The organism is Paraburkholderia sp. SEWSISQ10-3 4 (assembly GCF_030464785.1).
GTDB lineage: Bacteria > Pseudomonadota > Gammaproteobacteria > Burkholderiales > Burkholderiaceae > Paraburkholderia > Paraburkholderia aspalathi.
The window spans coordinates 133,996-160,895 of the sequence record NZ_JALPRI010000017.1; the positions used below are offsets into that span (position 1 = coordinate 133,996).

Genomic DNA, 26,900 nt, shown 5'->3' on the forward strand with positions numbered 1-26,900 from the left:
AGATGACGCTAGCCGGAAACGACGATTATTGCTGTCAGGGCGTATCAAATAAGCGCGAGATGTGAGTTTGGGAATTTTCCTCGCAGGGGAATCCGATCTGTCTGTAGGACTTTTCCGTTTGAGGCGGGGGTTGGCGCTCAATAGGCCACGTCTGCTCGGGCACTCAATCGAATCCGCCCGACGCGCTTGTCCGCGCAAGGCGGCCCCGACATCAACCAATCAGAACGCGTAATACGGCCCTGGCCCGGCCGACGTCACGCTCGATGCAATCGCCGTATAAACGCGTCGTCCGAAGAAGAAGGGCAGGCCCCAGCCGAAGCTGTTGCTCGCAATGCCGGCCAGGTTGTCGAAGGCGTTATTCGACGAGCCAAACAGTGCGCTCGAATTGCCGATCGAAAACGACACCGTGCTCGACACGCCATCCGTGCCGGCAATCGAGGCGCTCGCTGTTTGCGTGGAACTTGGGCAGTACCAGTAACCGCATCGGGGCAATTGGCTATTGTTGAAGAACAGGCCGTTCGAGCCACTGTCGAGGTAGCTTTGCCCGTAAGTCTGGCCGGCGCTGGTAGTACGCACATAACCCGTCTGCGAGTTGGTCCTGAAGATGGTCGCGCCGCCCAGCGTGTTATTCGCCTGAGTGCCGATGCCGAATATCAAGGAGCCCGACACGCTGGGCGCACCCGAGTCGGCGATCGCCGGCAGGTCGATCACCACGCCGTTGTTGTCGAGCGCGAAGCGGCTGACCGGATTGGTCACCTGCTGGGCGAGCGCTTGCGTGCTCGCGAGGCAGGCGCCGCTGGCGTCGCAGCTGTAATACCAGCGTGGCAGCGCCGAGTTGACGCAGCCACTGCCGCAATCGGCCGCAAACAGTCCGACGCCGAGAATGCCGTTGGCGCGCAGGTTCGCGACGGTCAGCATCGCGCTGCCTGAACCGGCGCAATCGGTGGGCACATTGGGCAGCGTGGGGTCGGCAATCAGCTGGATCGGAATCGAGGTGGCCAGTTGGCCGGCCATCCGCACGTCCGCGCCGCGCACCGCGCCCCACGTATAGCCGCCGCCGAATACCGCGCACTCACCCGCGATGCCGCTGCCCGAGGCCACGGCCGCCAGCGAAAGGTCAGCCGGCAGCGCCGAGGCGAGAATCCGCAAGCCCTGTGAGCCGGTGTCGACCTGAATATTGTCGATCGTCGCGCAATTGCTGGTGCCGGGCCGGCAGACGGTGACGCTGGTGGTCAGCATGTTGCGCGTCAGGCCCGGCGCGGCGCTGACCGTGATCGGCTGGACATTCGGCGTGTTCGACTGCGGCACGGAGTTCGTTGCGCTGGCGCCAACGTTTCCGGATGGCGCGCTCGCGGCGTTCGGACTGCTGGCCGGGCTCGTCGAGCCCGCCTGGGTGGAGGCAGCCGGCGTACTGCTGCCACCGCCGCCACCACAACCAGCGAGCACGGCGCAAGTCAGGAGCAGGGTGCGGAGACGGGAAGAGGTCTTCATGGCATGTAGGGGGGGCGAGTTTTCGGGGCGGCTTTTTGCCTGCTGGCCCGCGTCAGCGGAGGTCGTCGGCGGTGACACCGGCGGGCAGCGCCGCCGGCAGCCACGCGCGTCCGACATAGCCGCGCATCGGACCACCCGATTCCACGATCACGTCTGGCCTGACAACCCGAGAGGCGTGCAGATTGCCGACAGGCGCCGATGCGGCGGCGCCCGCCCTGTAGGAGTCGGCGTACCGGCCGAGCAGCGCGCGCAGATCCGGCATGGTCGGGCCTTGCCACGTATAAGCGATGATCTGGCCGCTATTCGTCGCGTACTCGTTGATGGTGGTGTTGCCTGCGTCGGTCATTGTGCGCAGGCGTAAGGCGCCGTTCAGCAAGGTTTGGGGCGCCGCGGCCGTCGAATTCGCCTGGCTGGGCATCGTGCCGCCCAATTCGGCACGCACATCGGCACTGACAGACAACAGGGCAGCCACCATTGCCGGGACAGCGAAGGCTGGTAAGAAAGAGGAATTTGGCATGGCAACCTGTCTCGTTATTGGAAAACCCGGGGCGCTAAATTTTTATTGAGATGTTCAATTCAAGATAACACTCAGGTTTCCTGATCGTTGTCAGGCGCGGCGCGCGGCGCTTCAGCGAATCTCGGAAATAGTCTGTGGCGAAGGTGAAAAGTGTCTTTTAAAACAATGATCTGACAAGGAGCTAGGTCACGACCTACAGGCGTTTGAGAAACGTTGTGAACTGTTAAATTTGCCGCGGAAGGACATGATCGCCGCCGTGAAGCGGCGCGTTTTTCCGAGACGAAAGGGACACGCAGCGCAGCGATTCATCGGTATCCAGACCCTTCGACGCACCCCAGGATTTGCCGTCCGCGCGCTGCTCAATTCACGGGCAAAGCTGGGTTTTTGCACATGACTCGCCGGGATCGGTAAAATGTTGGGTTGATCCACGGAAACTTGCCGTGGCGTAGCGGAAGGATTCCCCGAACATGACTGATCTTCGTCTTACCAAGCGGTTTGCAGTAATGCTGATGGCAGGCGGTCTGGTCGCCGGCTGCGGCACCTCGTCGCCGACCAAAATCGACTACAAAAGCGACTCGAAATCGAAGCAAGTGTCACTTGCCGTACCGCCGAACATGATCGATGAGACGGCCGATCAGCGTTCGTTGCCCCCGCAAGGCGGCGAAACCTCGCTGTCCACGCTCCAGCAGGTCCAGGCGCAAGCACCGGCCGCGAACACCCTGACGGTGGTGCCGCAGGTGACCGGCATGCACATCCAGCGCGACGGCACGGAAAGCTGGCTTGTGATCGACAACAAGGCGCCCGACCAGGCGTGGGCCCCGATCCGCCGTTTCTGGCAGGAACAGGGCTTCCTGCTGGTGGTCGACCAGCGCGACAAGGGCGTGATGGAAACGGACTGGAACGAAACGCACGCTTCGATCAATGAAGGGTTGATCCGCGACACGCTGTCCAAGGCAATGGGCAACAGCTATGTGAGTTCTGAGCGCAACAAGTACCGCACGCGTCTCGAAACGGCGCCGAACGGCGGCACCTATGTGTTCATCAGCCAGAAGGGCATGCGCGAGGCGATCACCGGCACGAACAACGAGTCGACCAAGTGGGAAGCCAAGCCGAACGATCCGGGCCTGGAGCAGGAATATCTGAAGCGCTTGATGGCAGCGCTGGCGCTGGCCGATTCGCGCACGACGCAAAGCGCCCAGCTCTCGCCGGCAGGGACGCAAACGGCGCCGAACGCGGCTACGGCGGGCGCGAAATCGGCGGCTGCGGCCACGGCGGCGCAAAACGTGGCGTTGTCGGCGCAACAGCCTATGCCGGATGACGCGGCGAACACCACGGCGGCACAGTTCTCGTCCACCGAGCTGACGCTCAGCGAGCCGTATGACCGTGCGTGGCTGCGCGTGGGCCTCGCGCTCGATCGCAGCAACTTCACGGTCGACGATCGCGACGCGAGCCGCGGCCTGTACTTCGTGCGCTACGTCGATCCGAAGGATCTGAGCTCGGCGGAGCAGGGCTTCTGGAGCCAGGTGTTCCACGGCAAGAAGGAAAAGGTCGCCAAGCAGTATCTCGTGAACGTGCGCGCGGTGACGCCTGACCAGACCCGAGTGGCAGTGGTCGACGACAAGGGATCTATCGATCAGAGCCCGCAGGCCAAGCAGATCATGGGTCTGATGGTCGACCAGTTGCACTGAACGAAGCTGTAGCAAACAGCGAACGCTGTCTCAAAACCCGCCCGGAAGGCAATTCCGGGCGGGTTTTTTTATGTCCGCAATTTATTGACGGCGCAGTGAGCCGTAGACCGTTATCGCAGCGCGCACGTGTTTTGCTTTCTGTCTGAAACACCGGTATGAACCGGCGACGCTTAACGGGGAGATGGCCATGTTCGACGTGATTCCTTACTGGATGTGGGCGGCGAGCTTGCTCGTCCTGGCGCTTGTCTGCGGCGCAGCCTTGGAGCGGCGCGAGACGCAGCGGCCAACAGGTTTGCGGGTCCGGCATACGGCCGCGCAACGCACGAAATGGCCGGTGCGGTGATGGTCGGCTTGCTTCAAACGCATGAAACGAGTCGGCGCGGCCGCCCTTGTGCGGCCGCATGTAACGTGACGTTACCCCGGTGACGTAACTCGCGAAGCCCCTTCCGTAGACCCTGTCAGATCCCCTCGCTCGCAAAATAATGTAATAAAAATCAATGCCTTGCGAACAATTTCTTGTAAATCGCTATAACTGGCACACAAGCTGCTTTTAAAGACTCATGGGGCCGGATTCGTAACATCCGACGTGAGTTTGCGGCGTGTGTCCAATCGGCGATTCCCAGACCCTTTCGGCACCGGCGAACGAACCGGTACTTAGCCCGATGATGGCCTGCGCGCACGGCGCGCGGCCTCGGTGGCCCCGTCGCCTATCCTCGTAGGGCGACGGTTTCGCCCGCACTCCAACGGAGTGCGGGCTATTTTTTTGGGTGCTCGAAACGGGTTGTCGGGCCGCTGACGCGGCGAGCGGTGCGTGACGGGAAGGCGGCGATGTTGAAGGCGTCGCGCGAGGCGGTGTTCTGTGTCGGCGCGGCCCTCGCGGAGGCGAGAAACGGATCGCGCCGAACGTATCGTGCGAGGTGGCTTTCAGGTATCGGCGCGGCGCGGCCCGAACCACGGCAGACGTTTGACCACACCGGTGGCAAGCGCGGTGCCGACGAGAATCACGCCACAGCCTTCCAGCATGCCCAGCGACACGGTTTCGCCGAGAAACAGGGCGCCCCACAGAATGCCGAAGATCGGAATCACGAAGGTCACCGTAATCGCGCGTGCCGGCCCGGCCACCGCGATCAGATGGAAGAACAGCATGTAGGCAACGCCGGTACACGCGATGCCCAGCGCGATGACCGCGCCCCACGCGTGCAGCGAGATCGGCGCGGCCGGCCAGTAGATCACGGCGAGCGGCAGCAGCACGATGGTGGCGCCGGTCATCGTGCCCGTCGCGACGGTCAATGCGTCGACGCCGGTCAGATGGCGCTTCGTGTAATTGGCGGCGATGCCGTAAAGCAGCGTGGCGCCGAGCGCGGCGGCGGCCGCGAGCGCGGTGGTCGCCGGAGTTGCGGCCGAGCCGTTCGGCGTGGCGATCTGATCCCACACCAGCATCAGGACGCCGAGAAAGCCGATCACGAGACCGAGCGTGCGCAGCGCGCTCAGGCGGTCACGCAGCCACAGGAAGCCAATGAGGCCGCCCCACAGCGGCGTGGTCGCATTGATCACGGACGTCACGCCAGCCGACAGCGTCAACTCGGCATACGCGAACAGGCAGAACGGCGCCGCGGAATTCAGGATGCCGACCACCAGCAAGGGAAAAGCACGCGCGCGCAGGATCGTCGCGGACTCGCGCAGCGGCCGCCGCGCAATCAGGACGACGGCGAGAAAGGCCGCGCCGATGCCGACGCGCAACGCCATCAGCGGCGCGACGCCGAAGTCGGTTACGCCGACGCGGATAAACAGAAACGAGGCGCCCCACAGGGCGGCCAGGATCAGCAGTTGCAGCAGGTTTTTGGCATTCATTGTCGTAGCGCCGCGCGCGGTTGAGTCGAGACGCCTGCGCATCGTAGCAGCGCGATCACGCGAAACGTTTCAGGCTGGAATGAAACGGCAAGATTCGGGGGATGGAGGACGTCTGATAGCCGTTATCGTAAGCGCGGTCGCGCCGGCCGCAAAACGAGCAATTCTCACGCTAATGTGAGAAAAATTGCGATGAGACTGGCGCGGGGAGTACCCCCGGTGCAGGCCCGGCGGGGCGGGCGCATGGGGAGCGTGAATTATATTGCGGCAACGCACCAGTGATCCTGGCCCATCACACAAGCTCCCGCTCCAAGGAATTAGTGGGCGCGAATAGTTGCGTCGATGGGCCAGGCGCGCCTCAATGCGGAATCATCCACTGCAGGAAATTCTGCTGCAGCCAGACCAGCACGCCGAGGATCACCGTCAACAGAATCGAATGCTTGAAGGTCTTGGCGAACACGACGCCTTCCTTGCCCTTGAGGTCGGTCGTCGCCACGCCGGTCGAGATGTTTTGCGGCGAGATCATCTTACCCATCACGCCGCCCGACGAATTGGTCGCGGCCATCAGGATCGGGTTCAGATTCAGCTGATTGGCCGCCACCACCTGCAGATTGCCGAACAACGCGTTGCCCGAGGTATCGCTGCCGGACAGGAACACCGCGACCCAGCCGAGGAACGCCGACACCAGCGGAAAGAACGGTCCGACCGACGCGGCACCAAGCCCGAGCGTGTAGGTAAGTCCCGAGTAGTTCATCAGATAGGCGAGCGCCACGATGGTCGCCACCGTCAGAATGGCGATGCGCGTCTGGACCCACGTGTCGGCAATAGCCTTGCCGAATTCGCGCGCGCTCAGCCCCGTCACGAACGTCGTGATGATAGCGGCCACCAGAATCGCCGTGCCGGTCGCGAGCGGCTGGAAGTCCCACACCGCGCCGTACGGCGTGTTGTACAGGGTGATGAACACCGCCTTGTCGAGGCCCGGCCACGGTAGCTTGACGTCGCCGATCAGGAAGATTTTGGCGACGGTCCAGACGATCACCACCGCCGAGACGATGATCCACGGATACCAGCCCTGGCCGCCGCTGATCTTGCCGCGCACCTCGCCCACCCGATCGATGTTGATCGCGAACTTCGGATCGGCGGCGGGCTTCCAGACGCGCAGGAACGCGATGGTGAGGATCAGCGACACCATCGACGACAGCACGTCGGTCAGGCTGTAGTTCACGTAGTTCGACGCGATGAACTGGGTCAGCGCGAAGCTCGCACCGGACACCAGCAGGACCGGCCACACGCGCAGCATGTTACGAAAGCCCGCATAGACGCCGATCACATAGAACGGCAGCAGGAAGGCGAAGAAAGGCAACTGGCGGCCGACCATCTTGGCGAGCGAATCGGCCGGCAGGTGTGTGACCGCGCCGAGCACGGTGATCGGCACGCCGAGCGCGCCGAAGGCAACCGGCGCGGTGTTGAAGATCAGCGTGAAGGTGAGTGCTTCGAGGGTCGGAAAACCGAGCAGGATCAACAGCGAACTGGTGATCGCGACCGGCGTGCCGAAGCCGGAAATCCCTTCGAGCAGCGCGCCGAACGAAAAGCCGATCACCACCAGCACCACGCGGCGATCGTTCGGCAGGTTATCGATCATCCACATGCGGAAGGCGGCGAAGCGGCCCGAGCGCTGCGAGATGTTGTAGAGCAGGATCGCGGTGAACACGATCCACATCACCGGCCAGCAGGCGAACACCGCGCCGTTGGCCACTGATGCGGCCGCGAGTCCAACCGGAAACTGCCAGACGAAAATCGCCACGATCAGCCCGACGATCAGGCCCGCAAGCGATGCCTGCCAGGCCGGCCGACGGGCCCAGCCGAGCAACAGCAACACGACAATGATCGGCAAGGCGGCGACGAGGAACGAGAGCGGTAGCGAATTGCCGACGGGTGTGAGTAGTTGGTGAAACATCACGTCTCCTTCGTTGTTGTTCGATTCGACGCGGGACTACGCACTACGGGGCGCGTCGCTCGGGCAGGACGGATGGGCGTCGGCGGCACGTCGAAGACGAGCCGGGTCGCTTATTTAAACAGGTACTGCGTGTGGCTTTCCCAAGCATAGGGCCCGATTGGAGCGCGTCAAGAAGGGAAAGTACGGGCGAAGGAGGGAGGGAGGCGCCGCGTCTTGCGTGGCGGGATCGTCGCGGCATGATGCGCGTGAGACCCTCCCGGCGCGGCATGGCGCATGCTGGCGGCTAGGCCGACTTTCAGACAGCGGGGTGCGCACGACGTCGTGGGGCATGGGTTCATCCCGTGCCCCGATAGCTGCGGGCACGGGACGGACAAAGCAGATCAGCAAGATCCGGCTGCGGGATTCAGTGCCAGTGACCGTGACCACCCCAGCCGCCATGGCCTCCCCAACAGCAGCCGAAACCGACGCCGATCGAAACCGACGGGCCATACCAGCCTGGATACCCGTAATAAGCCGGATAGACCGGCGGCGGATAGTAGACGGGATAAGGGGGAGCAACGTAAACGGGCGGCGGCTGAGCGACTGCGTAGGTGGCCGGCTGGGATTGCGAATTGGCTCGCGCCTGCTGCGCCGCCTGAGCCTGCTGTTGCGAAGTGGCCGAATCCCCGGCCGTCCCTACGGGGACATCCTGCTGGGCGCCATTCGCTGGAACAGTGCCGTAAGCGTAATACGGGTAGGCGCCTGGATAGTAGCCGTACGGGTAGTAGCAGCCGGACAGCGTCAGCACACAGGCCACGCCGGCCAGCGTGATGCCGGTTTGGGAAAGACGGGGCAAGCCGCGCGGCAGCCGCTGGCTGATTGCGCGAAGGGACTTGACGACGGGGGACTTCATGACGTGCTCCTGGTTACATCACACGCCGCCATCCGGGGCGTAGTGGCTTGAGCTTACGCCGCCGCAGCGTCAACAGGATTGCAAAACCGTAACGGCTTATTTCACGCCATTGCAAAGCATTTCGCGAAGCCCCTGTATGACGCTGGTCCTGTTCGTGCGCTTACTTGCCGACCTGATTGCCGATGATGCCGCCGGCTGCCGCACCGCCAATCGTCGACAGTGCATTGCCGCCGATCAGTCCGCCTGCGGCGCCGCCCACACCCGCGCCGATCACCGTATCGCGTTGCCGCGTGGTCATGTTGTCACACGCGGAAAGACTGGCGACAACCGCGACGATCGCAGCGAACGTACTGAGTTGACGAATCGATTTCATGATGCTGACTCCATTCATTGTGTCTGGACAATGCTTCGTGGAAATGGATGAATCACCCCCGTCCTTACATTTGATCTTATCGCCGCAGCCCGTATCCGGATGTGTGAGCTTGTCAGCAAGGTGTCGGTTTCGTAATCAAATGTTTCCCTTCTGTCAGCATGCGGCGTGCCCGGCTGCTCAGAAACGCAAAAGCCCGCCAGTGGCGGGCTTCGGTGCTGCAATACCGGACGCAGACGGTTCGAATGGCGGGCGCGTGCTAGTGCGCCCGCGATCCTTACCTTACTGCCGCTGATAGATCTCAGCGCCTTTCTTCATGAACTCGATCGACTTCACTTCCATGCCTTTCTTCAGCGCGTCGTCGTCGGAGAGACCTTGTTGCGCGGCGAATTCGCGCACATCCTGCGTGATCTTCATCGAGCAGAAGTGCGGGCCGCACATCGAACAGAAGTGCGCGACCTTGGCCGAATCCTTCGGCAGGGTTTCGTCGTGGAATTCGCGTGCCTTGTCCGGGTCGAGACCGAGATTGAACTGGTCTTCCCAACGGAATTCAAAACGCGCCTTCGACAATGCGTTGTCACGCACCTGCGCGCCCGGATGGCCCTTCGCCAGATCGGCGGCGTGCGCGGCGAGCTTGTACGTGATGATGCCGGTCTTGACGTCGTCCTTGTTCGGCAGCCCGAGGTGTTCCTTCGGCGTGACGTAGCAGAGCATCGCCGTGCCGAACCAGCCGATCATCGCCGCGCCAATGCCCGAGGTGATGTGGTCGTAGCCCGGCGCGATGTCGGTCGTCAACGGTCCCAGCGTGTAGAACGGTGCTTCGTCACACCATTCCAGTTGCAGATCCATGTTCTCCTTGATCAACTGCATCGGCACGTGGCCGGGGCCTTCAATCATGGTTTGAACGTCGTGCTTCCACGCGATCTGCGTGAGCTCGCCGAGCGTCTTCAACTCGCCGAGTTGAGCCTCGTCGTTCGCGTCGTAGATCGAGCCGGGACGCAGGCCGTCGCCGAGCGAGAAGGCCACGTCGTACGCCTTCATGATTTCGCAGATGTCTTCGAAGTGCTCGTACAGGAAGCTTTCCTTGTGGTGAGCGAGGCACCACTTCGCCATGATCGAGCCGCCGCGCGAGACGATGCCCGTCATACGCTTCGCTGTGAGCGGCACGTATTGCAGACGCACGCCCGCGTGAATCGTGAAGTAGTCGACGCCTTGTTCCGCCTGTTCGATCAGCGTGTCGCGGAAGATTTCCCACGTCAGATCTTCGGCCTTGCCGTTGACCTTCTCCAAAGCCTGATAGATCGGCACCGTGCCGATCGGCACCGGCGAATTGCGGATGATCCACTCGCGTGTTTCGTGAATGTGCTTGCCGGTGGACAGATCCATCACCGTGTCGCCGCCCCAGCGGATCGCCCAGGTCATCTTGTCGACTTCTTCGCCGATGGAGGAGGTCACCGCCGAGTTGCCGATGTTCGCATTCACCTTCACGAGGAAGTTGCGGCCGATGATCATCGGCTCGCTTTCCGGGTGGTTGATGTTGTTCGGGATGATCGCGCGGCCGCGCGCAACTTCTTCGCGCACGAATTCCGCGGTGATTTCCTTCAGGCCATCGGGACCGAATGCGCTCGCACCGAACGCCTGGCCCGGATGCTGGCGGCCCATCATCGCGGCGAGCTTTTCGCCGTTCGGACCGCTCGTCTTCAGGGTCTCCAGATACGCGGCGCGTTGCTGGTTCTCGCGAATCGCGATGTATTCCATCTCCGGCGTGATGATGCCGCGACGCGCGTAGTGCATCTGCGAGACGTTCTTGCCGGCGATGGCGCGACGCGGCGTGCGATGCAGGCCCTTGAAACGCAGATCGGCAGTCGCGGTATCGGCGGCGCGTTCGCGGCTGAAGTCGCTCGAGAGGCCCGTCAGCGCTTCGGTGTCGCCGCGCTCTTCGATCCAGGCTTGACGCAGCGCGGGCAGACCGGCGCGGATGTCGATCTTGGCTTCCGGATCGGAGTAGGGGCCCGACGTATCGTAGACGAAGACCGGCGGATTCTTCTCGCCGCCGAAGCTATCCGGCGTATCCGCCTGGGAAATTTCGCGCATCGGCACGCGGATATCGGGTCGCGAGCCGGTCACGTAGACCTTGCGGGAATTCGGCAGCGGCGCGACAGCGGCGGCATCGACGTGGGCGTCGGCGGAAAGGAACTTCGGGTTGGCGTTCATGCGTTATCTCCTCGGCATAGCAATGTGGGGCCGCTAAGCAGGAGACGAGACGGAAGTTGTCGGAATTCGCGAGAGATGAAACGGTAGACCAGGTGCGAAATCCGTACGCTTCCCTGCGCTGGCATTATCCAGATCAGGTTCAAAGGGTATTTCTCACCCACGCAACACGGACCTCCAACCTCCGTGCCACGCAGGACCCCCGCGTTAGCAGCGCACACGATACACCGCCCGGGCGTTGCTTGGCAACCCGTCTTGAAAAAGTCAGATGTCGGAGATAACGCCGGTCAGCCACGCACTATTCTTATTGTGATAGGGCTGCCGGGAATGATGCGGCGCAGCGTTCCGCGTCGCGAATGGCTTGGGCTTACAGCGTGAAATCGTCGGCGGCTTCGGGCTGAAACAGGATCTTCTCGAGCTTCAACACCTTCTCCGTGCCGCTCGGCGGCGTGAAGCGGATGCGCTCGCCGCGTTTGGCGCCGAGCAGCGCAAGACCGACCGGCGAAAACACGTTCAGGCGGCCGTGTGCGAAGTCCGCGTTGGGCGGATAGACAACGGTCCAGGTCATCTGCTCGCCACTGGTTTCATCGACCAGCGTGGCTTGCGAATTCATCGTGACGACGTTCGCGGGGATGTCGCGCGATTCGACGATCACAGCGCGCTCCAGGACGTCGTCGAGCATGTCTTGCAGCTTGGTGTCAGCGCCGGGCGCGGCTGCGTGCTTTTCAAGACGAGCGACGTCGAGTTCGGTGAGGTAGCAGGTTTTCGTCTTTTTCATGACGGGTTCTCCAATTCGATCTGCATGTAAGGGGACAGCGTGCGGATGAGACCGGCCCGGAGCCCGACGACGCGGCCCCGGTAATGGAGGGGAAATGCGTCAGATCGGGCGCCGGGCGGCGAGAAGCGGGAGCGTTCGGGACGGCTGGCCGGCGTGTGGCGTCGCGATGTCCGCGCGCGCGCAGCCGGTTGCGCGGCGGGGGCGCAAACGGGTGAGGGCTCGGGAAAACGGAACGCGCATTGGGGTAGCCGGCAGAGTACGAAAAGTAGTGAGGGAGCGTCGGAAGGAAAGCTTGATCGACGCAATCGAAAGGTGAATGTTAGCACGGGCCGGGCGTCTTCTTAATCGCCGCTGGGAGGCGCCGTGGATACGCGTTGCGGCGTGTCGATATCGCACGGGGTCGTTCAAGACCGCCGTCGCGCTGCCGTTAATCCGCCTGTAGGGGCGGCCGTTGCCCAGTCGAGTGAGCGGCGGTGGGCAGCGCGTCAATGGCGCGATGCGATTCGAGACGGCTTAAGGAGAGGTGCTGATGAAAACTGGAATGGGGCGGTTTGAGGGGCTCAGCGCGGTCGCGGCGACGGCAACGCTGGTTGCGCTCATTGCGGCGCCAATGCCGGCGGTGGCCGCGAATGGCGGAACGATCAGTTTTTCGGGCGCGATCGTGGCGTCGCAACTGGAGATTTCGGTGGCGCCCGCCGGGGCGCGTGTCGATGCCAGGAGCGCGCGGCTTGATCAGTCGGGTTCAGCGGTCACGCTGATCTTTAGCGCTGAGCCGGGCGTGGCGACGGGCGCCGATGTCGCGCTTCAGGTGAATAGCGCCGCGACAGCGCGTAACGGTGACGCGCTGACTGAGCGTTTTGTCGACAGCCGCGGACGTGTGTTCCGTGCGGCTAGCGACGGCCACTACCGCGTTGGCCGCGACGGCGGCGTGTTGTCGCTCGCACCGAAGAATGCCGGGCAGGATACCCGGGTGACGGTTGTCGTGAGTTACGACTGAGACACCCTCCGCGGGGCGCTTTGGGGCGGTTCGCCCGCAAGCGTACAGACACACCGCGCCCCGCGGGGATAAACAGCATGGAACGGTCTCGACCGTAGGCGAACAACGCAGACAAAAATAAAAATTCAAAACCGGCTGTCATAAGCGGGCTTGTGGTTCGACAAACGTGCAGATTCCGATGGAGCACGCCATGCAAACCGCACGAACCCGCCGAGGCAATCGGTATGTCACTCGCGCAATCGCGCTAGCCGTAGCGCTGACAACCCTCTTCGCCAGTGGCCTTGCAAGCGCAGCAGGCGCCGTGTGTGCGTCGCACAGCCCATCGCACCGCGTAGCGCTGGTGGAGCTCTACAGCAGCGAAGGCTGCAACAGCTGCCCGCCGGCCGACAACTGGCTGAGTCAGTGGAAAAACAGTGGTGCAAGCCAAAGCATCGTGCCGTTGGCGCTGCATGTGGACTACTGGAATAGCCTCGGTTGGACCGACCGTTTCTCGCAACATCGCTTTACTGAACGTCAGCAGACCCTCACCGACCTCGCCGGCGGCCACACCATCTATACGCCTGAAATCTTCGTATCAGGCCGCGAACTGCGCAGCTGGTCGCAACGCGACAGTTTCCAGAGCCGCATCGGCCAGGTCGTTGCCGAACCGGCGCAGGCGAACGTGGCGCTTGAACTGAAACCTCAGACGAAAGGCGCCTTCAATGTCGATGCGCAATTCACCAGCAAGTCGACAGGCACCACAGCTCCGCTGAATGCCTACGTCGCGGTCTACCAGAACGCGTTGAACTCGCAGGTTAGGGCCGGGGAAAACAGCGGCGCGACGCTGCATCACGAACGCGTCGTGCGGCAATGGATCGGACCTGTGCCGCTGGTCGCCGGTAACGCGCAAATCCGCCGCGATATCCGTATCGACGATGCCGATGCGAATGCTCCGGCGGATCACTTCGGCGTCGTCGCCTTTGTCGAAAACGCTGCGACCGGCGACGTGCTGCAAGTGGGCGAGCTCGCCGCCTGCAATTGAGCGCGAGACGACCCCGCAGCGCTCCCTATTTCATCGGAGATTTCCATGGCCACGCCTCATGCTCTTAGCAAAACCGCTCCGCCCGCGACGCCTAAGAGCGGCACGATTCATCCGGTGTGGGTGCGCGTCACGCATTGGCTCAACGCACTCGCGGCCGTCCTCATGATGCTGTCCGGCTGGCGCATCTATGACGCCTCGCCGATCTTCAAAGGCTTCACGTTTCCGCCGGCGATCACGCTTGGCGGCTGGCTAGGCGGCGCGCTGCAGTGGCACTTCGCGGCGATGTGGCTGCTGGTCTTCAACGGTCTGCTGTATCTCGCGCTGAATCTGGCCAGCGGGCGCTTCGTGCGCAAGTTTCTGCCGGTCTCGCCGCGCGCCGTGCTGCACGACTTCATCGCCGCGCTGACCGGCAAGCTCTCGCACGCGGATCTGCGCGTCTATAACGCGGTGCAGAAATTCGCTTATCTGTTTGTTGTTTGCGATCTGATCGTGCTGGTGCTCTCGGGCCTCGCGATCTGGAAATCGGTGCAGTTTCCGCTGCTGCGCGAGTTGATGGGCGGCTACGACAACGCACGCATCGTCCACTTCTGCGCCATGTCGCTGATGGCTGCGTTTATTGCCGTGCATCTGGTGATGGTAGCCCTCGTGCCGCGCTCGCTGGTGGCGATGCTGCGCGGACGCTAGGCCGTGGATACACGGATAAGCGGACACGCCATGCCTAAGGACATCGAATCATGATCCGACCCAATACACAACCCGATCGAAAGTTCGCCGCCATGCCTGACGATAAGCTCGACCGCGAATCGATCCTGATCGACGCCCGGCGCGAACTCGCAATGCCGTCGCGGCGCCTGTTCGGCAAGCGGCTTCTGACGCTCGGCGGTCTGTCGATGCTGACGGGCTGCTCGCTCACCGACAACGATTCGGTCACTGCATTCCTGACGGCCGTGTCGCGCCTGAACGACCGCGCACAGGCCGCACTATTCGATCCGAAGCAGCTCGCGCCGACCTACACGGAAGCGCAAATCACGCGTCCGTTTCCGTTCAATGCGTTCTACGGTATCGACGACGTCCCCGATGTCGACCCCTCCGACTACAAGCTGAAGATCAGCGGCCTCGTCACCGGTCAGCGCGTCTGGACCTTGCCCGAGTTGTACGCGCTGCCGCATGCCGAGCAGATCACGCGGCATATCTGCGTGGAAGGCTGGAGCGCGATCGGCCGCTGGGGCGGCACGCCGTTTGCCGATTTTCTGCGGCGCATCGGCGCGGATACGAGCGCGAAGTACGTCGGCTTCAAATGCGCCGACGACTACTACGAAAGCATCGACATGCCGACCGCGCTGCATCCGCAAACGCTCCTGACCTTCGAATACGACGGCGAGCGACTACCCGCGAAATACGGCTTCCCGATGAAGCTGCGCATGCCGACCAAGCTCGGCTACAAGAATCCGAAGCACATCGTCGAGATGTTCGTCACTAACACGTATCCCGGCGGCTATTGGGTCGACCAGGGCTACAACTGGTTCGGAGGCTCCTGACGCGCGCGGGTCGGCGCGTGCAATGCCGGACGCGCGACCCCGGGCGGCAGAAGCTTCGGAAGTACCCGGCGCAAGGTAGAAGCCAGAAGCCGGTTCAGGTTTATCCACTACAAAACGGAGTCATCCCATGAAAAAGTTCGCAATCGCAGCAATGGCCGTCGCCCTCCTGACCAGCGGCGGCGCCGCGTTCGCGCAGGCCAGCGGCGCAATGTCCAACGATGCAATGTCCAAGGACACGATGTCGAAGGATTCGATGTCCAAAGACACCATGTCGAAGGACAGCATGAAGAAGAACACGATGAAGCACGACAAGATGAAAAAGGGCAGCGACGCGATGGGCATGAAGCACGAGGCATCGGGCGCCATGGCCAACTGAGCATTGCCAGCGATGCCGGTTGCATAGCTTGAGCGCCGGTGTCACAGGTGAGCCCAAAGCCGGGGATACGTCCCCGGCTTTTCTGTTGCAAGCACGCAAAAAAGTTACGATTCTTTCAGGCGACGCGGTGGGCGCTTACTGCATAATGCGATGCGCGCCCAACATTTGGCGTGTGTCAGCCGTGGCTCGATTTCCATCGATTGCCGCGGCGTTGTGGCCCCATTGGCCATCTATCGTCCTTCCGTTCCACCGACATGTCCGCCAGCCTCGCCCGTCAGACCGCATCGCCGATGCGGTGTCCGCCATCCCGTCACAGGGTCTTCAGCGGGGGCGCAGCACCTCGAGCGGCATGGGCGGTTTGAACGTATGGCGCCGCAACTCCCCAGCCGCTTTTCGCGTAGTTTCCCGCGTGGTTTCCCCATCCGTTTGCCGCAGTCCCGCAATGGACAGATCGCGCTCGCGCTCGCCGTCGTCTATCTCGTATGGGGTTCGACGTATCTCGCCGTGCATGTCGCGCTGGGTTCGTTTCCGCCCTTGCTGCTCTCCGGCTTGCGCAACCTGTTTGCCGGGATAGGACTGTTCATCTTCGCGGCGCGCCGCAATCCGGTCTGGCCGAGCGCGGGTGAAATCCGCAATGCCGGCCTGGTCGGCACGATGCTGGTCGGCCTGTCGAGCGGCATGCTGGCCTACGGCATGCGCACGGTCGGCACCGGCACCGCAGCCGTGATGGTCGCGACCGTGCCGCTGTTCGCGACGGTGATCGCGGCGGTGGCGGGGCGCAAGATCGGCAGAGGCGAGTGGTTCGCAGTTGGCCTTGGGCTGGTGGGCATCGCGATCCTGAGTCACGGCGACACTGCGCCGGGATCGGCGGGCGGCAGTCTGGCGATCCTGTGTGGTGCGCTTTTCTGGGCCGGCGGCGCGCATCTGGCCGGGCGGCTGAAGCTGCCGTCGGACCTGTTTCTGTCGACGTCGCTGCAGATCGGCCTCGGCGGCGCGATGTCGACGATGGTCGCCTGGGTGTCCGGCGAGCGCATGATGGAAGTGCATTTTCTGCCGGTGCTGGCCTTCGTCTACCTGATGCTGGTCGGCACGATGACCGCCTACGTCGCGTACGGCTTTCTGATCCGGCATACAAGTCCGATCATCGCCAGCAGTTGCATGTACGTGAATCCGGTGGTGGCGGTGGCGCTCGGCGCGTTGTTGCTCGGCGAGCCGGTAACGCGTTCGACGGTCATCGCGACGATCGTGATTCTGGCCAGCGTGGGGCTGTCTTTCTGGTTCGATTACCGGAAGAAGGGGCTGGCTTAAGGAGGGCGGCGCGGCCGCCTCCGCTCTCCATTGCCACAGTGGCTCAGAGCGCCGCCGCTACCTCCGCACCCTCGCGAATCGCGCGTTTCGCATCCAGTTCGGTCGCGACCTTGGCGCCGCCGATCAGGTGATAGCGCGGAGCGTTTGAGTCGTTCGCACCATTCGCGCTGTTTTTCCTATCCGCAGTTTGTGCCGCCGTCTCCGGATGCAGATCGCGCAGCGATTCCTGTCCCGCGCACACGACGATCGTGTCCACTTCAAGCCATTCCTCGATCCCTTCACGCGCGATCTTCAACCCGCGTTCGCTGATCTCCTGATACGACACGCCGCCGAGCATCTTCACGCCGTTTCTGGCCAGCGTCGCGCGATGCACCCAGCCGGAGGTCTTGCCGAGCCCCATACCGAGCTTGCCGGCCTTACGCTGCAGCAACCAGATCTCACGGAATGGCTCTGCCGGCGCCGGCGGTTTCAAACCACCGCGTTCCCTCACCGTAAGATCGACACCCCATTCATCGAGCCATGTATCGCGTGGCACGGGCAGAGGGTCGCCGGAACGATGCAGCAGAAACTCACTGACATCGAAGCCGATCCCGCCCGCACCGATCACCGCCACGCGGCGTCCCACCGGCGCACCGCGCAGCACATCCACATAAGACAGCACGTTAGGCCCGTTAATACCTGCGATCGCCGGGCTCCGCGGCACGATGCCCGTGGCGATGATCACATCGTCGTAACCGCCTGCCGCGAGCAGAGCGGGATCGACGCGCGTCTCGAGCCGCACGTCGACGCGATGCCGTTCCAACTGGCTCTGAAAATAGCGGATCGTTTCACTGAACTCTTCCTTGCCCGGCACGCGCATCGCCAGATTGAACTGGCCGCCGATCGTTGCGCTCGCATCGAATAAGGTCACGCGATGCCCGCGTGAGGCCGCGACGGTCGCCGCCGAAAGTCCCGCCGGACCCGCGCCGACCACGGCAACCGAACGCGCGGCTTGTGAGCCCGAGACCGGCCGGTAGATCAACTCGGTTTCGCGCCCCGCACGGGGGTTTACGAGACAACTTGCACGCTGGTTCTTGAACGTGTGATCGAGGCAGGCCTGATTGCAGGCGATACAGGTGTTGATTTCGCGCGCGCGTCCTTCAGCGGTTTTCAGCACGAACTCGGGGTCGGCGAGAAGCGGCCTTGCCATCGACACCAGATCGCCCGCTCCCTGAGCGAGCAGTTCTTCGGCGACCTCGGGCGTGTTGATGCGGTTCGACACGATCACCGGCACCTTGACCGCCGCCTTCAGCCGCGCGCTCAATGCAGCGAAGGCAGCACGCGGCACTGAGGTCACGATAGTCGGCACCCGCGCTTCGTGCCAGCCGATTCCCGTGTTGAACATCGTGACGCCGGCGGCTTCGAGCGCCTGGGCGACCTGCACGGTTTCTTCCCACGTGTTGCCGCCTTCGACCAGATCGATCAGCGAGAGCCGGTACACCACGATAAAGCGTTCGCCGCACACCGCGCGCACGCGCTCGACAATCTCGCGCGCGAGCCGCATGCGGTTCTCGATGCTGCCGCCGTAGCGGTCGGTGCGCTGGTTCGTACGCGGACAGAGGAACTGGTTGAGCAGATAGCCTTCGCTGCCCATGATCTCGATGCCGTCGTAACCGGCGCGCTGGGCAAGGCGCGCGCAGCGGGCATAGTCGCGCACGGTCCGCGCAATGCCGGCTTCGGTGAGCGCGCGCGGTTTGAACTTCGAGATCGGCGACTTGAGCGCCGAGGCCGACACGACGAAAGGCTGATACCCATAGCGGCCCGCATGCAGGATCTGCAACGCGATCTTGCCGCCTTCGGCATGCACGGCCTCGGTCAGCAAGCGGTGATTGCGCAGATCGAACACCGAGTTCAGCGTGCCGCCGAAGGGCAGCAGCCAGCCTTGCCGGTTCGGCGAGATGCCGCCCGTGACGATCAGACCGACGCCGCCTTTCGCGCGCTCACGGAAATACTCGGCCAGTTTCGGGTAATTCCAGAAGCGATCCTCCATGCCGGTGTGCATCGAACCCATTACCACGCGATTGCGCAAGCGGGTAAAGCCGAGGTCGAGTTCAGCGAGTAAGTGTTGGTAAGGCATGCAGGGGACCGTGTAAGTATGGTTGTGCGCGAACAATACACCGCGAAACGTGCCAACCCTCCGAGGAAAAATTCTAATCCGCGCAACGCGTTGCTCAGTAAGCCATTCGTCTGATGCCGGAAGCCCTATCGAACCCGCGGCACACGCATTGCTGAATTCGAGCGTCCATCGACACGGACCACGCCGCTCACCAGCACGGGCGCGATGTGCAGCAGGGAGAGGGAGGGGGCGCTTCATTTCGGAGAGCCAGCCTGGAACCGTTCTAACGACCAACGAACAAGGTTTCCAGGCGGCGCGATGTCCGAGGCCGGGCGCTCGCAAATTAACGGCTCGAGAGCCCAACATCGATATAGGTGGAACACAATGAAAACGATCCGAACCATGGCGGCTGTGGCCGCTGTTGCATCTGTCCTTGCCGCATGCGGTGGGAGCGGCAGCGACGTAGGCAAGGAACTCGGTCTGACGAATCCGGAGATCCATTTCATCCACGCAATTCCTGGCGGGCCAGCAGTGGACTTTCTCGTGAACGGTACCGCACCTTCGGGACAGACGAACATCAGCTATAAGGGCGTAACGAACCTCACCAACATCAACACGGGTTCAACCTCCGTCGCGTACTCGAACACTGGCACGACGACCGCGTTGGCGAGCGGTAACTTCCCCGACGTTGCGAAGGGCCATGAATACACGGTGCTGGCTCTGCCGGGTGCGACAGCGCCGGATATCGGCCTGATCGACGATCCGTTCGACAAGGGGCTGCTCTCGAATAGCGCGCGCCTGCGCGGCTTCAATGCATCGGCTAACGCGACCAATCTCGACCTGTATCTGGTTCAGTCGACCAGCACTGACATCAGCAATGTCAGCCCGACGATGGCGGGCGTGTCGTTCAAGAACGCGGTGCCGGCAAGCGGCCAGGATTCGATCTATGTGTCCGGCGGCCAGTACGTGTTGATCGCGACGGTGGCGGGCAGCAAGACGCCGATCTTCCAGTCGTCGGCTTTCTCGCTGTCGAACAACGCCGACTGGCTGGTGACGTCGGTGCCGATCGCCGGTGCGCTGAGCCAGCTCGTGCCGGGGCAGATCCATTTGCTGATCGCACAGAACGGCAACACCGGCACGCCGAGCGTTGAACTCACGAACACGCTGACGGGTCAATAAGCTCGCGAACCCGCATGCGTGCATAGCAGTCGATAGATACGATAAGCGACAGTCTCAGGGAGGACAGAGCGGCGATCCACGCAAGTGGATCGCCGTTTTGTTTCGTTTGCGGAGCCGACTATAAAAAAAGCCCGCCGCGGTTTCCCGCGACGGGCTGTGGAATTCCTTCATGGCAGGGCGCCGTGAGGCGCCGCGCAGTCGATGCGTTGCCGCTAACTTACTTGGCTTGCTCGGCTGAATTCGTGATGGCGTTGCCACCCTTCGAAATATCCTGCCCAGCCCCCGCCATCGTGTTGCAACCGGCGAGCGCAGCCGTCCCTGCAATGAGAAGCAAAGCGATCAGTCGATTCATGAAAGTTCTCCTTGTCGAGAATGCATCGGTTGACGTGCCCATCCTGTACGGCACGCGCTAGCCCGGCTAGCTGTCGTCCGACCGGGGCTTACGCCAGTCGATCCGGTCTGATTGCATGTTAAAAAAAGGGCGGAGGCGGCGCTGTCGGTTGCGCTGCGATTTTGTTGTAGGCGTGCTCCGGTGTTTGCGTCGGCGCAGTCCTACACCGGCTATTGCAATGTGCCGCAAAGCCCTGCTAGACGGCTGTTCGCGACGGGGTCGACGGCGGCAGATCCACTGACGGCGTGGCCGTGCTGACACTCGGCATCACCACATGGATGTCGGTGCCATTCGGCGCGCCGCGCTGGATATCGAAGCGCCCGCCATGCGCGGCAACCCGCTGGCGCATGCCGAGCAGCCCATGGGTGTGCGTGCGCTGCAGATCGGCGGGCGTGATGCCGACGCCGTTGTCCGCGATACGCAGTGCCACCTCGCCGTCGCCGACCTGCAAGGCGATCGACACCTTCGAGGCCCGTGCATACTTGGCGGCGTTCGTGAGCGACTCCTGCGCGACGCGAAAGAGCGCGATTTCGGTTTGCTCGTCGAGCTGGATATCGTCGGCGGGCAAGTGCGATTCGAGCGTCCAGTTGTTGCGCTGCGCGGCTTCGTCGGCAAGCGTGCGCAAGGCAGTAACGAGCCCGAAGTTCGCCAGCACGGTGGGCCGCATGTCTTCGATGATGCGGCGCTTCAGCGCAATGCCCTGGTCGAGATTGGCGAGCGCGCGCTTGAGTTTCTCGGAGATATCCGGGGCACTGTCCTTCAGTTTGCGGTTGGCCCAGGCCACATCCATTTTGCTCGCGGTCAGAATGGCGCCGAGTTCGTCGTGCAGTTCGCGCGCGAGCTGCGTCTTTTCGTTTTCGCTGACGGCCTGCAAGTGCCAGCCGAGCGCCTCGAGCTGACGCGTGCGTTCGTTGACAAGCTGGTCGAGCTCTTCCTGTTGCGTGATCAGTTGACGCTGCACGCGCGCCTGCCGGTTCATCTGGATGCCGAGATTGCGAAACAGCAGGATGAACAGCACGATGTTGAGCGCGGACAGCGCCGCCGCGCACAGCGTGGAGATGCGCTGGTCGGCGCGGCTTGCGTCGAGCGCGTGCTGCGCGCGGCGCTCCTCGTTGTCGCGCAGCAGCGTGAGCGTGCTGTCGACCAGTGTGGCATCCGCCGGATTGGCCTCGCCGGCACTGCCGCAGGCGGAGAGATCGAGCGAATTCGTTGTCGCGCGTTGCAATGCAGCAGCGCCCGCGCCGATGCGTGCGTCGATCAGCGCGACGATCTGGGTGAAGCTCGCGAGCTCGGCGCTGTCCGCCTTGCCGCCGCGGTAAAACCGGCTTAGCTGCTGTTCGTTCTGCCGTATCTGCACGGCGGTTGCGCAAAAGCCTTGAGCAGATGAATCCTGCTTCGTCAGAAGAAAATCGCTTTGGTGAGCGTTGAGGCGGGATAGCTGGCTTGCGAGCGTGCTCAATTGAACCGTGACGTCGCGCGCTTCGAGTGCCGTTTCGTATTCAGCGGCAATGCGTTGGCGCGCGGTTTCGAGAATCACGAGCCCGCCCACGGTGATGACGATTGCCACGGTCATCGCGATGGCCCAACTGCGATTGCGCATCCAGTCGCCCAGCCGCACGGTGGCCCCTGATTTATGCGTGTTCGACACGTTCAGCACTTTTGGCTCCTGAGGTGAGCATCAGTGTAACGCCCGCCGGGCTCGACGATGGAGCAGGCGGCGTAACGCCGCCGTAATCCTGTGTAAGCGGATTCTCACACGAAAAACGGAGCACGTCGGAATGCGCCCAGCGTCGACGACCGATAGGATGAACCTGATCGTTCATTGACTGATTCTGGAGGAAGCCATCATGTTGAAATGGGCATTGTTCTTCGCCGTCGTGGCGGTGATCGCCGGCCTTCTTGGGTTTACCGGCGTGGCAGCGGGCGCAGCGGTGATCGCAAAGTTCCTGTTTATGGTGTTCGTGATTCTGTGCGTGGTGTTCCTCGTGCTCGGCTTCGTGGTCACGAAGAAGATCGTCGATTAGCGCCGTTCGATGAGGCGCTTGCGTGCTGTTTCCGTTGATTGTGAGGGAACGGTTCGCTTCGGATTCGCCTCAGGGTCTCTTGATGCAGATACCAACAAGGAGAGTCGCCATGCTTCACTATGCCATCGTCTTTTTCGTGATTGCGATCATCGCAGCCGTGTTCGGTTTTACCGGAATCGCCGCGGGTGCGGCCGAAATCGCGAAGATCCTGTTCTACATCTTCCTTGTCGTGTTCGTGGTTACGCTGCTGCTCGGCGTATTCCGAACGTAGACGAATGCGCCTTCCTTAAACCGGCGTATCAGGCGCGATTCGTGCGGGATACGCAGTTCCCCCAATACCGGATAAAGGAGAATCTCAATGGCGAAGGTTTCTGGCGCCCAAGGCGCAGCATCTCAATCCAGCGGATCGTTCGTGATGGACATCAAAAAGATCCGCGAAGACGCCCGCAAGCATATGTCGGATGGTCCGGTCACGCAAAGCTACGGTGCGGACCGTGAGACGGTGCTGAAACTGCTCAACGATTCGCTGGCCACTGAAATGGTCTGCGTGCTGCGTTATAAACGGCATCACTTCATGGCCAAGGGCATCAACTCCGAAGGCGTGGCGGCGGAATTCGCGGCGCATGCCGCGGAAGAGCAGGAGCACGCCGACCGCATCGCCGAGCGTATCGTGCAGCTTGGCGGCGAGCCGGATTTTGCACCGGACGGCCTGAAGACGCGTTCGCATTCGGAGTACAAGGAAGGCAGCAATCTGACGGACATGATTCGCGAAAACCTGATTGCCGAGCGTATTGCGATCGATACGTATCGTGAGATCGTGCATTATCTCGGCGAGAAGGACGTGACGACGCGCCGGCTGTTTGAAGAAATTCTTGCTGTCGAAGAGGAGCACGCCGATGATATGGCGGACCTGCTTGACGGCCGCGAGTAGGCGAGGTTGAGAGGTGGAGTCGGGAAGCGGACGTCGAAAGGCGTCCGCTGCCCGTGCCGGTATGGTTCGATGCACCGCTACGCTGTGCACATCGGTCTTCGGCAAAGACGGTGCCAGAGATCATTACAATGTCTGCTTTGGAGCAATCCTGTAGCACGGACGCCAAACTGATGATTCGAGTGCTGATAGCTGACGACCATGCGATCGTCCGAGGTGGTTTCCGGCAGTTCGTCGCTGACGAGCCGGACATGTGCGTCGCGGCCGAAGCCTCGACCGGCGACGAAACCATCAGCCTTGTGCGGGAGCAGGCGTTCGACGTGGTGTTGCTCGACATCGCGATGCCGGACAAGAACGGCATCGACACGTTGCGTGTGATCAGGCAGGTGCGCCCGGAGCAGGGCGTACTGATTCTGTCGGGCTATCCGGAGAGCCAATACGCGATCAACCTGCTGCGCGCGGGCGCCAACGGCTACCTGAATAAAGACTGCGAGCCCGAGGAGATTGTGCGGGCGATCCGCGCGGTGGCGCGCGGGCATCGTTATCTGTCTGAGGCCGTCGCCGACACGCTGGCCGACAACCTCGACAAGCCGGCGGTGGGACGACCCCACGAAGCACTCTCGGAGCGCGAGTTCCAGATATTCTGCAAGCTCGCAGCGGGACAAATTCCGACTGACATTGCGGAGGAATTGCATTTGTCGGTGAAGACCGTGAGTACTTATCGGGCTCGCGTGCTGGAGAAGATGCGGTTGGCGAACAATGCCGATCTGACTTATTACGCGATCAAGAACGGCTTGATCGAATAATGAATGGTCGAGATACACCGATGAACAGCGAATCGAACATTGATGCCGGACCAGCCAGTCGCGCGCCGTTGCGCGTGCTGCTGATCGAGGATTCGCCGCTGATACGCAGGAGTCTCGTCGAGGCCATCGATGCATCGGGTTTGCTGCAGGTGGCCGCATATGCGGATTCGGCTGATCAGGCGATTGCCTTGTTGAGCGATGAGGCTTTTGATGCGGTGATTGTGGACCTGCAGTTGAAGCAGGGCTCGGGGGTGCCGGTGCTCGCTTATCTGCAGCGCGAGGGAATGGTCGAGTCGATTTTCGCTGCGGTGTTGACGAATCATGCGTTGCCGGCTTATCGGGAGCGCTGTGAACAGTATGGCGTTCGGCACTTCTACGACAAGTCGTTCGAGTTTGATCGGGTGATCGATGCTCTGCATGAGTATGCTTTTGCGCGGGGCGCTGGGTGATGGGCTTGTTTTGTGGGGCGTTTTTTGTCGGTGTTCGTAGGGTTTTGGGGTTTCCTTGGCCTGGCTTTGGTGCCTTTCCTTGCATTGCTAGTGGTCTATTAGCGTTCCCCCTGTGCGGGGGGGCACCTACTTTTCTTTGCCGCCGCAAAGAAAAGTAGGCAAAAGAAAGCGGCTAGAAGCCCCTGCTAAGTGGGCACCGTGGTCTGCGCAGGGTAGTGGTGCATCTGGAATCTGTGTTCGTGCCCGTGCATAAGCTTGTGACAAGGGCGTCATACTTCCGGCGGCGCTGCGCGCGCCGAAGAGCCATTCATAAAACCGATCGCTACGTTTTGGCGCTCACGCCTCGCCACCGGGCCGTGGCTCGTCATTGCACCGCCATATCATTTGAGGCGGGATTCCCGGAAGAGTGCAGAGGCGCCTCGCCGAGGCGAAGCCGACGGCCCTCACTGCGCGCAACCGAAGCCGGTGGTTTCCGTAGCAGACCCGTCCGCAACGCACGCAGTGCGGAGTGGGAGCTGATGAGTCCTTTTATATGGACGCCTCCCGTTTGCCAAGGAATTTTATGTGCTGGTAGACAGGAAGGCTGCGGCTTTATACATGGCCTCGTCCCGTTTGCCAAATGGTCTGATCCGCTGCATGCAGGTGCTGGATTGCATATATACATTCGGCCTGTTTGTGGCACAGATGTGCCTGGCCCCAATGGATTTCGCCCGGCGACTCCTTCATATATCCTCGGCTTCGTGAGCCCTAAGACCGCGCAGGTTTTGTCGCCGACGGTCCAACCTGTTTGCCATTGAATCAGATCATTTGTGCAATCGAAGGAGGGGTAAGGTTATTGCAGCCGTGCTGTCATCGTCCTGGTCATACTGGAGGTTCGTATTCACGCCCTCGAGCCAGCAACACCCAGATTGTCCGGGCTATCTTGTTGGCGAGCGCCACAACCGCGACGTTCGTTCCCCGTCTTGCCTGGACCTCGAGTATCCATCGCGAGAGCGTATCGCTATGCTTCGCCGCCTGTTGGACAACGGACCTGGCCCCGTGGACCAGAAGCATCCGCAAGTATCCGTTGCCCCGCTTCGTGATGCCGAACAGACGTTGCCTGCCGCCTGACGAATGCTGGCGTGGCGTTAGACCGAGCCACGCTGCAAACTGTCGCCCGTTTGCGAACTCAGTCGCGCTGCCTGCCGCCGCGATGACGGCGGTTGCGATCATCGGTCCGACACCTCGGATTTTTTCAAGCCGCTGGCTGAGTGTGGATGACTTGTGTGCTTGACGGATGAGGTCGTCGTAGCGCGCGATCTGTGTATCCAGAAGCGCGAGTCGCTCATACATGTCGCGCATCATCGACCGGGTAAGCGCGGTGAGCTCGTTATCCAGATCATCAAGAATTGCCGGCAACTGTTGCCGTACTTTCATCGGCGTCTGGGCAATGACCACGCCGTATTCAGCCAGCAGGCCTCGAATCTGGTTGATTTGCGCGATCCGGTCCCGCATTAGGAGACTGCGGATGCGATGCATGGACTGGATATCCTGCTGTTCAACGCTATTGATGGCGACATAGCGCATCGTCGGACGTGACGCCGCCTCGGTGATCGCCTCGGCATCATTGCGATCGTTCTTCTGGGATTTCACGAAGGGTTTGACGAACCGCGGAGCGATGATCTGCACGTGATGTCCCATTGCAGCGAACCTGCGGGCCCAATAGTGCGCTCCGCCGCAAGCCTCCATCACGATACGGCAGCAAGGTATATCGAGAACTGCCTGCAGCAGCTTGGTGCGGCTGATCCGCCGACTCAGCACTGGCCGACCGCGCTCGTCAACGCCGTGCAGTTGGAAGATGTTTTTTGCAAGATCGATGCTCAGCAACGTGACACTCATGACGGCCTCCATTCGTTTACGGATCACGGTTCCTCAATCCTGCCACCCTCTCGGTGGACACCCTTCGAGCTCTACCACCGGAGGTGGGACGAGGCCATTCCACTATATCCGGCCTTGTTGCAGGTCGAACCCGCTGGCCTCGATGGATTCCGCTGGCT

The 26,900-nt window shown here is 62.1% G+C and carries 26 protein-coding genes and 1 riboswitch; of the genes, 14 read left to right on the forward strand and 12 right to left on the reverse strand.

Annotated elements, in window-relative coordinates; all coding sequences use genetic code 11:
- Positions 1–219: 219 nt before the first annotated feature.
- Together M0D68_RS26435 and M0D68_RS26440 are read right to left on the reverse strand one after the other, a co-directional pair.
- Complete coding sequence (locus M0D68_RS26435; protein WP_266212131.1) at positions 220–1,491, reverse strand: DUF3443 domain-containing protein; 1,272 nt, start codon at positions 1,489–1,491, stop codon at positions 220–222.
- A gap of 52 nt (positions 1,492–1,543) precedes the next feature.
- Positions 1,544–1,966 (reverse strand): DUF2844 domain-containing protein, encoded by a 423-nt coding sequence (locus M0D68_RS26440; RefSeq protein WP_266225858.1) that lies wholly within the window; start codon positions 1,964–1,966, stop codon positions 1,544–1,546.
- Between the two features lie 509 nt (positions 1,967–2,475).
- Here M0D68_RS26440 and bamC point away from each other — a divergent pair.
- Together bamC and M0D68_RS26450 are read left to right on the forward strand one after the other, a co-directional pair.
- A complete protein-coding gene (bamC, locus tag M0D68_RS26445; RefSeq protein ID WP_093643063.1) occupies positions 2,476–3,696 on the forward strand; it encodes an outer membrane protein assembly factor BamC in 1,221 nt (406 codons plus the stop codon).
- A gap of 187 nt (positions 3,697–3,883) precedes the next feature.
- A complete protein-coding gene (locus M0D68_RS26450; protein WP_167378496.1) occupies positions 3,884–4,039 on the forward strand; it encodes a hypothetical protein in 156 nt (51 codons plus the stop codon).
- A gap of 581 nt (positions 4,040–4,620) precedes the next feature.
- Here the strand turns inward: M0D68_RS26450 and M0D68_RS26455 are convergent.
- The 6 genes from M0D68_RS26455 to M0D68_RS26480 form a co-directional block, all read right to left on the reverse strand.
- Positions 4,621–5,547, reverse strand: coding sequence for a DMT family transporter (locus M0D68_RS26455; protein ID WP_234487093.1), 927 nt, complete (start codon positions 5,545–5,547; stop codon positions 4,621–4,623).
- A 355-nt stretch (positions 5,548–5,902) separates the two neighbouring features.
- Positions 5,903–7,501, reverse strand: a complete 1,599-nt coding sequence (locus tag M0D68_RS26460) for an L-lactate permease (protein WP_200621968.1) — start codon at positions 7,499–7,501, stop codon at positions 5,903–5,905.
- A 403-nt stretch (positions 7,502–7,904) separates the two neighbouring features.
- Positions 7,905–8,393 (reverse strand): hypothetical protein, encoded by a 489-nt coding sequence (locus M0D68_RS26465; protein ID WP_211708675.1) that lies wholly within the window; start codon positions 8,391–8,393, stop codon positions 7,905–7,907.
- A 160-nt stretch (positions 8,394–8,553) separates the two neighbouring features.
- Positions 8,554–8,766, reverse strand: coding sequence for a glycine zipper 2TM domain-containing protein (locus tag M0D68_RS26470; RefSeq protein WP_093643054.1), 213 nt, complete (start codon positions 8,764–8,766; stop codon positions 8,554–8,556).
- Between the two features lie 279 nt (positions 8,767–9,045).
- Positions 9,046–10,977, reverse strand: a complete 1,932-nt coding sequence (gene thiC / locus M0D68_RS26475) for a phosphomethylpyrimidine synthase ThiC (RefSeq protein WP_266225845.1) — start codon at positions 10,975–10,977, stop codon at positions 9,046–9,048.
- 92 nt (positions 10,978–11,069) lie between these two features.
- Positions 11,070–11,188: riboswitch (TPP riboswitch) on the reverse strand.
- 153 nt (positions 11,189–11,341) lie between these two features.
- Entirely contained in the window at positions 11,342–11,752 is a 411-nt protein-coding gene (locus M0D68_RS26480) for a GreA/GreB family elongation factor (protein WP_093643048.1), read from the reverse strand.
- A gap of 529 nt (positions 11,753–12,281) precedes the next feature.
- Between M0D68_RS26480 and M0D68_RS26485 the strand changes: the two genes are divergently transcribed.
- The 6 genes from M0D68_RS26485 (at position 12,282) to M0D68_RS26510 (ending at position 16,992) form a co-directional block, all read left to right on the forward strand.
- Positions 12,282–12,749, forward strand: a complete 468-nt coding sequence (locus M0D68_RS26485) for a hypothetical protein (protein WP_244869937.1) — start codon at positions 12,282–12,284, stop codon at positions 12,747–12,749.
- Between the two features lie 190 nt (positions 12,750–12,939).
- Complete coding sequence (locus tag M0D68_RS26490; RefSeq protein ID WP_266225847.1) at positions 12,940–13,770, forward strand: DUF1223 domain-containing protein; 831 nt, start codon at positions 12,940–12,942, stop codon at positions 13,768–13,770.
- A gap of 45 nt (positions 13,771–13,815) precedes the next feature.
- Positions 13,816–14,454 (forward strand): cytochrome b/b6 domain-containing protein, encoded by a 639-nt coding sequence (locus M0D68_RS26495; RefSeq protein WP_266225849.1) that lies wholly within the window; start codon positions 13,816–13,818, stop codon positions 14,452–14,454.
- A 50-nt stretch (positions 14,455–14,504) separates the two neighbouring features.
- Positions 14,505–15,308: a molybdopterin-dependent oxidoreductase gene (locus M0D68_RS26500; protein WP_266225851.1), complete on the forward strand. Its 804-nt coding sequence runs from the start codon at positions 14,505–14,507 to the stop codon at positions 15,306–15,308.
- Between the two features lie 127 nt (positions 15,309–15,435).
- Positions 15,436–15,684 carry a pentapeptide MXKDX repeat protein gene (locus M0D68_RS26505; protein ID WP_054039770.1) on the forward strand — a complete coding sequence of 83 codons (249 nt, stop codon included), beginning with the start codon at positions 15,436–15,438 and terminating at the stop codon, positions 15,682–15,684.
- A 366-nt stretch (positions 15,685–16,050) separates the two neighbouring features.
- On the forward strand, positions 16,051–16,992 hold the full coding sequence (locus tag M0D68_RS26510; RefSeq protein WP_093643030.1) for an EamA family transporter: 942 nt from the start codon (positions 16,051–16,053) through the stop codon (positions 16,990–16,992).
- Between the two features lie 43 nt (positions 16,993–17,035).
- On the opposite strand, the gene M0D68_RS26515 is transcribed toward M0D68_RS26510, so the two are convergent.
- Positions 17,036–19,108: an NADPH-dependent 2,4-dienoyl-CoA reductase gene (locus M0D68_RS26515; RefSeq protein ID WP_266225852.1), complete on the reverse strand. Its 2,073-nt coding sequence runs from the start codon at positions 19,106–19,108 to the stop codon at positions 17,036–17,038.
- A 363-nt stretch (positions 19,109–19,471) separates the two neighbouring features.
- Between M0D68_RS26515 and M0D68_RS26520 the strand changes: the two genes are divergently transcribed.
- Positions 19,472–20,266, forward strand: a complete 795-nt coding sequence (locus tag M0D68_RS26520) for a DUF4397 domain-containing protein (RefSeq protein WP_200651125.1) — start codon at positions 19,472–19,474, stop codon at positions 20,264–20,266.
- Between the two features lie 217 nt (positions 20,267–20,483).
- On the opposite strand, the gene M0D68_RS26525 is transcribed toward M0D68_RS26520, so the two are convergent.
- Entirely contained in the window at positions 20,484–20,618 is a 135-nt protein-coding gene (locus tag M0D68_RS26525) for an entericidin A/B family lipoprotein (protein WP_012433647.1), read from the reverse strand.
- A gap of 235 nt (positions 20,619–20,853) precedes the next feature.
- Positions 20,854–22,257 (reverse strand): sensor histidine kinase, encoded by a 1,404-nt coding sequence (locus tag M0D68_RS26530; RefSeq protein WP_234489194.1) that lies wholly within the window; start codon positions 22,255–22,257, stop codon positions 20,854–20,856.
- Positions 22,258–22,504: 247 nt separating this feature from the next.
- Here M0D68_RS26530 and M0D68_RS26535 point away from each other — a divergent pair, with 247 nt between their 5' ends.
- The 5 genes from M0D68_RS26535 (at position 22,505) to M0D68_RS26555 (ending at position 24,864) form a co-directional block, all read left to right on the forward strand.
- Complete coding sequence (locus tag M0D68_RS26535) at positions 22,505–22,681, forward strand: DUF1328 domain-containing protein (protein ID WP_093643018.1); 177 nt, start codon at positions 22,505–22,507, stop codon at positions 22,679–22,681.
- A 109-nt stretch (positions 22,682–22,790) separates the two neighbouring features.
- Complete coding sequence (locus M0D68_RS26540) at positions 22,791–22,952, forward strand: DUF1328 domain-containing protein (RefSeq protein ID WP_006052455.1); 162 nt, start codon at positions 22,791–22,793, stop codon at positions 22,950–22,952.
- Between the two features lie 87 nt (positions 22,953–23,039).
- On the forward strand, positions 23,040–23,612 hold the full coding sequence (locus M0D68_RS26545) for a bacterioferritin (protein WP_266225854.1): 573 nt from the start codon (positions 23,040–23,042) through the stop codon (positions 23,610–23,612).
- Positions 23,613–23,782: 170 nt separating this feature from the next.
- On the forward strand, positions 23,783–24,415 hold the full coding sequence (locus tag M0D68_RS26550) for a response regulator transcription factor (RefSeq protein WP_054039761.1): 633 nt from the start codon (positions 23,783–23,785) through the stop codon (positions 24,413–24,415).
- On the forward strand, positions 24,415–24,864 hold the full coding sequence (locus M0D68_RS26555; protein WP_200651129.1) for a response regulator: 450 nt from the start codon (positions 24,415–24,417) through the stop codon (positions 24,862–24,864). The genes M0D68_RS26550 and M0D68_RS26555 overlap by 1 nt, the downstream gene beginning before the upstream one ends.
- An 861-nt stretch (positions 24,865–25,725) precedes the next feature.
- On the opposite strand, the gene M0D68_RS26560 is transcribed toward M0D68_RS26555, so the two are convergent.
- A complete protein-coding gene (locus M0D68_RS26560; RefSeq protein ID WP_200655293.1) occupies positions 25,726–26,742 on the reverse strand; it encodes an IS110 family transposase in 1,017 nt (338 codons plus the stop codon).
- Positions 26,743–26,900 lie beyond the last annotated feature (158 nt).

Excerpts from the sequence above, each read along its gene's own strand:
- M0D68_RS26435 (WP_266212131.1), bottom strand. The coding sequence starts at position 1,491 with ATGAAGACCTCTTCCCGTCTCCGCACCCTGCTCCTGACTTGCGCCGTG.
- M0D68_RS26440 (WP_266225858.1), bottom strand. The coding sequence starts at position 1,966 with ATGGTGGCTGCCCTGTTGTCTGTCAGTGCCGATGTGCGTGCCGAATTG.
- bamC (WP_093643063.1), top strand. The coding sequence starts at position 2,476 with ATGACTGATCTTCGTCTTACCAAGCGGTTTGCAGTAATGCTGATGGCA.
- M0D68_RS26450 (WP_167378496.1), top strand. The coding sequence starts at position 3,884 with ATGTTCGACGTGATTCCTTACTGGATGTGGGCGGCGAGCTTGCTCGTC.
- M0D68_RS26455 (WP_234487093.1), bottom strand. The coding sequence starts at position 5,547 with ATGAATGCCAAAAACCTGCTGCAACTGCTGATCCTGGCCGCCCTGTGG.
- M0D68_RS26460 (WP_200621968.1), bottom strand. The coding sequence starts at position 7,501 with ATGTTTCACCAACTACTCACACCCGTCGGCAATTCGCTACCGCTCTCG.
- M0D68_RS26465 (WP_211708675.1), bottom strand. The coding sequence starts at position 8,393 with ATGAAGTCCCCCGTCGTCAAGTCCCTTCGCGCAATCAGCCAGCGGCTG.
- M0D68_RS26470 (WP_093643054.1), bottom strand. The coding sequence starts at position 8,766 with ATGAAATCGATTCGTCAACTCAGTACGTTCGCTGCGATCGTCGCGGTT.
- thiC (WP_266225845.1), bottom strand. The coding sequence starts at position 10,977 with ATGAACGCCAACCCGAAGTTCCTTTCCGCCGACGCCCACGTCGATGCC.
- M0D68_RS26480 (WP_093643048.1), bottom strand. The coding sequence starts at position 11,752 with ATGAAAAAGACGAAAACCTGCTACCTCACCGAACTCGACGTCGCTCGT.
- M0D68_RS26485 (WP_244869937.1), top strand. The coding sequence starts at position 12,282 with ATGAAAACTGGAATGGGGCGGTTTGAGGGGCTCAGCGCGGTCGCGGCG.
- M0D68_RS26490 (WP_266225847.1), top strand. The coding sequence starts at position 12,940 with ATGCAAACCGCACGAACCCGCCGAGGCAATCGGTATGTCACTCGCGCA.
- M0D68_RS26495 (WP_266225849.1), top strand. The coding sequence starts at position 13,816 with ATGGCCACGCCTCATGCTCTTAGCAAAACCGCTCCGCCCGCGACGCCT.
- M0D68_RS26500 (WP_266225851.1), top strand. The coding sequence starts at position 14,505 with ATGATCCGACCCAATACACAACCCGATCGAAAGTTCGCCGCCATGCCT.
- M0D68_RS26505 (WP_054039770.1), top strand. The coding sequence starts at position 15,436 with ATGAAAAAGTTCGCAATCGCAGCAATGGCCGTCGCCCTCCTGACCAGC.
- M0D68_RS26510 (WP_093643030.1), top strand. The coding sequence starts at position 16,051 with ATGGCGCCGCAACTCCCCAGCCGCTTTTCGCGTAGTTTCCCGCGTGGT.
- M0D68_RS26515 (WP_266225852.1), bottom strand. The coding sequence starts at position 19,108 with ATGCCTTACCAACACTTACTCGCTGAACTCGACCTCGGCTTTACCCGC.
- M0D68_RS26520 (WP_200651125.1), top strand. The coding sequence starts at position 19,472 with ATGAAAACGATCCGAACCATGGCGGCTGTGGCCGCTGTTGCATCTGTC.
- M0D68_RS26525 (WP_012433647.1), bottom strand. The coding sequence starts at position 20,618 with ATGAATCGACTGATCGCTTTGCTTCTCATTGCAGGGACGGCTGCGCTC.
- M0D68_RS26530 (WP_234489194.1), bottom strand. The coding sequence starts at position 22,257 with ATGCGCAATCGCAGTTGGGCCATCGCGATGACCGTGGCAATCGTCATC.
- M0D68_RS26535 (WP_093643018.1), top strand. The coding sequence starts at position 22,505 with ATGTTGAAATGGGCATTGTTCTTCGCCGTCGTGGCGGTGATCGCCGGC.
- M0D68_RS26540 (WP_006052455.1), top strand. The coding sequence starts at position 22,791 with ATGCTTCACTATGCCATCGTCTTTTTCGTGATTGCGATCATCGCAGCC.
- M0D68_RS26545 (WP_266225854.1), top strand. The coding sequence starts at position 23,040 with ATGGCGAAGGTTTCTGGCGCCCAAGGCGCAGCATCTCAATCCAGCGGA.
- M0D68_RS26550 (WP_054039761.1), top strand. The coding sequence starts at position 23,783 with ATGATTCGAGTGCTGATAGCTGACGACCATGCGATCGTCCGAGGTGGT.
- M0D68_RS26555 (WP_200651129.1), top strand. The coding sequence starts at position 24,415 with ATGAATGGTCGAGATACACCGATGAACAGCGAATCGAACATTGATGCC.
- M0D68_RS26560 (WP_200655293.1), bottom strand. The coding sequence starts at position 26,742 with ATGAGTGTCACGTTGCTGAGCATCGATCTTGCAAAAAACATCTTCCAA.